Source organism: Winogradskyella tangerina (genome assembly GCF_003260205.1).
GTDB classification, from domain to species: Bacteria; Bacteroidota; Bacteroidia; order Flavobacteriales; family Flavobacteriaceae; genus Winogradskyella; species Winogradskyella tangerina.
Genome location: NZ_QERF01000013.1, coordinates 1 through 6,688, shown reverse-complemented (window position 1 = coordinate 6,688; position 6,688 = coordinate 1). Strand labels below are relative to the sequence as shown.

The 6,688-nt window shown below is 31.6% G+C and carries 8 protein-coding genes; all 8 read right to left on the bottom strand.

The annotated features are described in order from the left end of the window. Positions 1-141: 141 nt before the first annotated feature. The 8 genes from DDY94_RS16010 to DDY94_RS15960 all read right to left on the bottom strand — a co-directional run bounded on the left by DDY94_RS16010 (position 142) and on the right by DDY94_RS15960 (position 6,533). Positions 142-903 carry a hypothetical protein gene (locus DDY94_RS16010; RefSeq protein ID WP_111685614.1) on the bottom strand — a complete coding sequence of 254 codons (762 nt, stop codon included), beginning with the start codon at positions 901-903 and terminating at the stop codon, positions 142-144. Between the two features lie 159 nt (positions 904-1,062). Then, positions 1,063-1,617: a hypothetical protein gene (locus DDY94_RS16005; protein WP_157957350.1), complete on the bottom strand. Its 555-nt coding sequence runs from the start codon at positions 1,615-1,617 to the stop codon at positions 1,063-1,065. Positions 1,618-1,808: 191 nt separating this feature from the next. After that, positions 1,809-2,192: an SMI1/KNR4 family protein gene (locus tag DDY94_RS16000; RefSeq protein ID WP_111685612.1), complete on the bottom strand. Its 384-nt coding sequence runs from the start codon at positions 2,190-2,192 to the stop codon at positions 1,809-1,811. A 160-nt stretch (positions 2,193-2,352) separates the two neighbouring features. Next, a complete protein-coding gene (locus tag DDY94_RS15995) occupies positions 2,353-2,811 on the bottom strand; it encodes a hypothetical protein (RefSeq protein ID WP_157957349.1) in 459 nt (152 codons plus the stop codon). A 625-nt stretch (positions 2,812-3,436) separates the two neighbouring features. Continuing rightward, positions 3,437-4,033 carry an RDD family protein gene (locus DDY94_RS15980; protein WP_111685609.1) on the bottom strand — a complete coding sequence of 199 codons (597 nt, stop codon included), beginning with the start codon at positions 4,031-4,033 and terminating at the stop codon, positions 3,437-3,439. Positions 4,034-4,255: 222 nt separating this feature from the next. Next, positions 4,256-4,777, bottom strand: coding sequence for a hypothetical protein (locus tag DDY94_RS15975; RefSeq protein WP_111685608.1), 522 nt, complete (start codon positions 4,775-4,777; stop codon positions 4,256-4,258). Between the two features lie 170 nt (positions 4,778-4,947). After that, the gene (locus DDY94_RS15970; protein ID WP_111685607.1) at positions 4,948-5,691 is read right to left on the bottom strand and encodes a hypothetical protein; all 744 of its coding nucleotides are present in this window, start codon (positions 5,689-5,691) and stop codon (positions 4,948-4,950) included. Positions 5,692-6,188: 497 nt separating this feature from the next. After that, the gene (locus DDY94_RS15960; protein WP_111685605.1) at positions 6,189-6,533 is read right to left on the bottom strand and encodes a hypothetical protein; all 345 of its coding nucleotides are present in this window, start codon (positions 6,531-6,533) and stop codon (positions 6,189-6,191) included. Between the last annotated feature and the right edge of the window lie 155 nt (positions 6,534-6,688).

The following is a 6,688-nucleotide window of genomic DNA, read 5'->3' as shown; positions in this document are numbered from 1 at the left end:
TGATCGCAGTAGCAAACAAATTGTTGAAACAAGCATTTGCCATTGCAAAATCAGGATTACCTTATGATGAAAATTATGTATCTAGATTAAGCTAAAAAGACTTGTTTTTTAACTCAGTTCTTTGTTGGCATTTCGTTTTTTTTAATTCCGCAATAAATATCCCGTTTGCAACTTTAACTCTTCATTGTCGGATTTATTCAATTCAATAATTCGAGTTTTTATTTCTCTGTCAAACCATTCTTGATTGTATCCTTTAATTTTAAAGCGAGGATATCTCATTTGTTGAATGGCATCCAATTGTCTATATAAATCATCGCTGTAGATAGCATCTATTAGTCCTTGTAATGGTGTCCAGTTTTCCTTATTGTCTTTCCACCATTCCTTTGCTTTTCCTATGATGATATTTAGTTCCTTAAACTTCTGTCGTTCAAAATTCACATCGTGTTTACCAGTTTCAATGTATTTGGCATAATCCTTTTTGTGCAAATCCATTAATTCTTTTTCGGTTATCACATTTTCTGAAAATCCGAAATGTTGTGAAGTCAAATTTTCCATTGCCCAACCAGCTCGAATAGCAATCCAATCTAAATCATAATCAATAACCCAGCCGTGTCCATAAAATTCAGTTGCTCCGGGATAAATTAAATCAGCTGTATTTTGTAATTTTTCAAACTCTTTTGGATTATCCATTAATTTTAGCAGATCCGGAATTACTGTTTCGCCGATATTCAATAAACTGTCTTTAGCTTTATATACTTTTCCCCATTCGGCTGAAATAAAATCGGAAATCAATTCAGGGTGTTCAAATTCAGACGTGTCAAGTTTTTCAACTTTTGATTCCGTTTTTTGAGCTTTGCAACTTAAAAAACAAGCAAAAACTATTATGTAAAAAATATGTTTCATAGGTCGTCTAAAATGAATGCCAACGGTTTTGGCTATGGTTTCGTTACGGAATGGTACGCGAGTATCATTCCGCCGTAACCATAAATTTAGCAAAAAGGCTCGAAATTCCGATTAGGAATTTCAGCCGTAATGAACTATAGCCGTTGTTGGGCATAGTTTTTATAATTCAGATAATTTTCGTTCTATTTTATTCAAGTCAAAATTCAGTTCTCCATCATTAAAGAAAAGAAAACTTAAATTTTTATTCGGTTTGCCAACAACATATAGTTTTCCTTTATATTGACTGTCTTTAATCACTACATCATAAATCTCATATAGATTTTCATTTAGACTTAGGTGGTCATTTTTGGATAACTCCATTTTATTTCCTTCCCAAAGCTTATATTTTAATCCATAGGTAAATGCTTTGAATTCAACCGCACTGTTTTCGTTTTGATATTCAAAAACGTCAGATATAAAAGCCCCTTTTATTTTATTTTCCTCTGAATAGAATGTTGAATGATAGCTATAATTGATAGAATGTCCGTTGTCATATTTGGCAAAATTTGGTTCTCTATTTTTCATCAAACTATCCATAACTTGTGGTTCGATAAAATCGTTAAGGACAATGAATTTAGCATTTTCGTTTTCAGATACAATAACTGCTTGTTTGTCTTTATCTTGTTGACAAGACAAAAACAATGAAATGAGGATTAAAATTTGAAATTTTTTCAATGTCTTTCTTAAATTATGCCCAACGGTTCGGCTATGATTTCGGCGTGGAAGGATTCGTCTACGCTCACCGAAGCGTTGCGTAGGTTAGAGAATCGTTCCACCAGAGGAATCAGCCGTATGTATAGTTTTTAGTTTCATTTTATCTATTCAGCCACGCTGAATTATAGCCATTGTTGTGCATAGTTTTATTATTAATCAAACTCATTAATCGTTTCTGCTATTTTTTCAATCTCCCCGTGGTCCCACAGATATACTTCATCAGTCAAAATTCCATCTCCATTGTGTTGTAAAAAGATTAAATCTCCAGAGCCTCCATCTCCAATTACAATTCCGTTTTCAGGAAAATCATTCCATTGTCTTGCGTTTTTTGTTTCAAGTCCGATATGATTACAAGTTCTACTTATCCTTTTCTTGTCTGATTTGTCAAAAAATGGATGAATTTGGAAGTAAAAATCCTCAGATTCTATTTCACCACCGTTTTCTTCCATCATCCTTTTTTTAAAGTCAGTTGGAAATTTCACGCTTAATTCAGATTCTGTTTCAATTATATATTTCTCGTCAACTGGAAAGGGCATTTGTGTCTTTTTTTAATTATGCACAACGTGTTCGTGTATGACTCGTACCGATTTTAGAGTAGCAGTGCGTTACACAAAATTTTTATAGATTAAAGATATATAAATTTTAGTGTATTCAAAGGTATGAGTTATAGACGTTGTTGGCATGTCGTTTTATATATTACCAACTCAAGCAAAAACTGTTTTCACCACTTTTCCTATTAATTTCCATTCCACCAGATTCAGACCCATAAGTCCAATCCGCAAAGAATTGAAGTCTGATAGGATTTGTTTTATTTAATATTTCTACTTTATCGATATTATAAATTCGAGTATTTGCGTATTCTTTTGTATTACGTGTATCAGTATCTAACGTCCATATTATTTTTCCATTTTCTTTTAAGGTTAGAATAGGAGAGAGTGAGTCAGTTCTGTTGTCGATTATTAATTTTCCGTTATCAGATAGATCAAACACTTGAGCTGTTTCGGATATTTTTATTGGATCAATGATCACAGCATTAAACGGTCCATCATCCATTCCGCAATCATCACCCAACCATGAGAATGAGAAAAAATCATAAACTTTATAGCAAAAGAATGCGAATAAAATAATAGCAATAATGATTATAATTCGTTTCAAATTCGCTCTAAGAATTGAGGTTTTAAATGCATGCCAACGTGTTTGGCTATGGTTTCGTTGTTTGAAAATCCTCGCGGATTTTCCGCCGTAAACCGAAGATAGCAAATTTGCGAGGACTTTCCGAGAGGAAAGTCAGAAGCAATGAACTATAGCCGTTGTTGCCTAGCGTTTCACATCGTTATTTGGAAAAGTAATTTTTCAAGATTCATCGATTTAATCATTTATTACACAATTCAGAAAGAGTAAATTCAAACAACTTTCTATAATATATAAGCAAGTTTGCATTTCTATTGTTATTGTTGTCACAGAAAAATCAGGTAAGAATTATTTTAGAATAAGTGAATCGATGCTCCGAATAAAGCAAGTATTGTCCCTGTAAAGAATAGTAGCTTCCCTTTTTTAGTAAGGTTTTCTGTCCAACCATGAGATCCATACTCTAGGTTCTTGTTTTCTTGTTTAAAATGTAGAGATAATGATAATAGAAACATTCCTAGTACTATAAATAGTAAATTAAAAGATTTTATTAATTCCATTTTTTTAGTTTTTATGCTTGGCAACGTTGCGTGTATGAATCGTTGTGGCTTTTAGCCACTATGATTTTATACACCTTGTTAGCATTAGTTTTTTATTCCGTTTTATCTTTTACAACCGTAGTTTTTGAAAGAAAATCATGAATTCCATTTTTTACAAATAAGAATGAAAGTCTATCAAATGGAATCAGTCGGCAAAAAGTCCGAGCAATTATATCTCCATCCGTCGGTTTTTCTCCGTTCATTTTCACAACTTTTGTTTTTGTGACGAATTTTCCAACTGTTTTTTGGAATTTGATTTCCATTATAGCATAGTAAGCGATAAATGTTCCGAAAATCAAAATGTAACCAATTAAAGAAATCATTCCTTGGTCAGTCGGTTGAATAAAAAGTCCGATCACGAAACTTACAATAAATGCTAAAACTAACCATACGATAAAGTCAATTAAAAAATTCACGAATCGAATTCCTGAATTAACGACATTTGAGTCAACTTTTTCTTGTTGTTCTTTTTCGGCCGTAGCTTTTTCCCGAATTTGTTTAAAACTCGATGTGTCAATATTCCGTTTTTCAATTTCAAATTCAGCAGCTTCTATTGCGAGAGGTTGATATTTACCTCTTTCCACTGTCAGTATTTTTACCAACTCTTCGTCAGTCCGTCGGGACATAACTTCTTTAAATTCGTTCTCCATTCAGTTTTATTAATGCTAACGGACTTGTGTATGAAACGTAGCGTGTAAAAAGGCACTAACTTTTCGGATTAACACAGAGCCGAATTTTTATATTTTGTTTTCAATTTCTCATTTTTTAAAATCCAAATTAAAAATTTGGCGGACTTTCTAAATATACACAAACCTTTTGGTTTAGCACTTATTAGCTATGTTTTATACACCGTGTTGTGCGTAGTATTTTTATCAATCACCAAGTGAGTAGTTCTCAATATCCCTTATATTTTCAATCTCAATATTTGTTATTTTTTCATCAATCAAAACTTCTTTTGCTTTTTTACTAAGAAATCTTAAATGAGTCTTTTCTGGTGAGAAAAAATCAGTTCCATCCCAACTCTTTTTATCAAATTCATATCCAATATGAAATCCTTTTTGTTTTTCTTTTTTTAAAGGACCAGATTTCCCAATTATTTGAAATCCGTAATATTTTTCATCTGTATTTTCAATTTCTACAGGATACGTTTTCCATCCAGTAAGTTCATTTTTTTGCAAGATTTTTAAAAACCGTTCAGAAATAACAAAATTCACACCATCATTAAAGTCAATTCTATCATACATTTTTTTTCCTAAAACAATTTTAGTTTTAACTGGAATTTTAAAATCGGATTTATTATGAAAAACATCAAAAAAGTTAGAAGAGAAATTTGATTTCAAAACAGCTTCCTTACTTTTCTGAGCAGAAAATAAACTATAAAATTCTATTTCCAATTTATTTAATTTTTGAGTTTTGGTTTATTACGCACAATGGTTTTGGCTATGGTTTCGTTACGGAATGGTACACGAGTATCATTCCACTGTAACTATAAATTTAGCAAAAAGACTTGAAATTCCGATTAGGAATTTCAGTCGTAATGAAATATAGCCGTTGTTGTGAGTAGTTATTTATATTTTTTCCTAATTTCATTAATTAACTTTTCAGCAATATCTTTATTCATTCTGTTGGTGGCCTTTTCAGCGATTCGCTCTAACTTTTCTTGATTAAAGTCACCTGTTTCTTTTTCTATTCGTTCCATCAAGGAAGTAAAAAATAAAGCAGGGAACTCTTCTATTCGTTCATAGAATTTATCTAAAGACTCGCTGTTTTGAATAGAGCCATTTTTAAACTCTTGGATATTCATAATACTTTGGTCAACGCTCTCATCAGAATGTTTCAATGAATTATTAACCAATCTTAATTCATCCACTTCTTTAAATCCCTGAATCTTATTCAAAGGGATGTTCTGTCTTTTTAAAAATCGTTCAATTTCGTGCCATTTAGGTTTAGAATTTGGCAATTCTTTATAATAGTGGCGAATTAGTTTTTTTATGTTAATTTCTAAGTTCTTGAAAGCGTAAATTATTTTCATTTCTATTAATGCAAATAATTCATCTTCAATGAACATTGCGGTTTCTATGTCTTGGCGTTTTTGGATTTCCAGAGAATGCCCAGTTTGGTTCGCAATTTCATCAATTTGATAATATTTTTCTGGATTTGACACTTCTAAATCGTCCCAATAATTAAAGTCAGCATATTGCTTTTCAAGGTCAATCTTTAATTCTTTGATTAGCTCGTTGACTGGTCTATCAAATTTATTAATCGAGTGATTAAGTATTTCAGTTACTTTTTTTGATAAATCAGTCATTAATTTAAAGATTGAGTTTGCATTTTCGTATAATTACTCACAACGGTTTTGGCTATGGTTTCGTTATGGAATGGTACGCGAGTATCATTCCGCCGTTACTATAAATTTAGCAAAAAGGCTCGAAATTCCGATTAGGAATTTAAGCCGCAATGAACTATAGCCGTTGTTATGCACTGGCATTTTCTTTCCATTTTTCTATTAGTAAAAGTGATAATATTACAATTCCCAAAAGAGGATAAATCAATGTAGCAAATGCTGTCAATACAACGTAATTCAGTTTATGTTTTTTAAAATCGATTATTATCAGAGTAACAATTATAATTCGAATCAGATAATCTATATATGTTGGCAAAGAATTTATGAATGAGTAAGACTCAAAGTCAGATGTACTCAACATTCCTTTCCGCATTAAAATAGGTCGAACATAAACCCAAACCATTCCAATAATTGACCATAGAATTAAAAGAACAATGTATTTGTTTAAAATTCTCAAGAGCTTATTCATTCAGTTCAATTTTAGTCAAGTTCGATTTTTTTTGAGCTACACTTAATAGGAAAAGGACAACGCCAATCATTGATGAGAAAAAGGTCATAACCAAAATCAAATTTGATTTAACTTCTTCATTCCTCATATCCTTTGACAAGAGAAAAATAAATCCAATGTTGACAAGATATTCAAGTCCACTGCTTAAATAGCTGCCACTCAAAGTTGAAGTTCCACCTTCTGGTAATTCAGCCGTCAATAAAGTTGGAACTGCAAGCAGAATTATAGCGGACAATATTCGTGAAATGAGTAATCCAATTATTAATAAAATAGCATACTTTTTAATCAATTTACTCATTTAGTTGGTGTTGGTTTTGCTTGTGCATAACGCCCTGCTAAACGCAGTTCCGTATTGCGAATGAAAAGATAATAAATTCGTTAGCAATGATTTGGATAAAGATCAAATATTTTTAGGGATTGGATTCAAATCATTGATTCTCGATTAGCCACGCT